Source organism: Aquimarina sp. 433 (genome assembly GCF_054054605.1).
The window spans coordinates 1-277 of record NZ_JBSWZK010000054.1; the positions used below are offsets into that span (position 1 = coordinate 1).

At 58.1% G+C, this 277-nt stretch carries 1 protein-coding gene; it reads left to right on the forward strand.

The window, feature by feature from the left end; genetic code table 11:
* The coding region (locus tag ACWNT5_RS24320) for a hypothetical protein (RefSeq protein ID WP_456518871.1) at positions 1–277 on the forward strand (277 nt) is incomplete at both ends.

A 277-nucleotide genomic window follows, 5' to 3' on the forward strand; every position in this document is an offset into this window, starting at 1 on the left:
CCACGGTCTTCGCACTCTGCTTCTTCGCAACAGCGTGGTTAGGCGGTTTCTTCGACATGACCGACGTCACCCTGCCCGATGGCGACCGTGTGTCCATGTGGAAGATCTGGGCAGGTTTGCCGCGGCTTGGAGAATATCTCTACAAGACCTTGCCGGAGCTTCACCGCGAGACACTCGGGGCGGATCTTGCCGGTTGGTTCTGGCGCTGGAAGGTCTGGTTCTGGCTGCTCCTGGAAACGATCCTGATCGCCTATATGGCAACATTGCTTGGCATCGT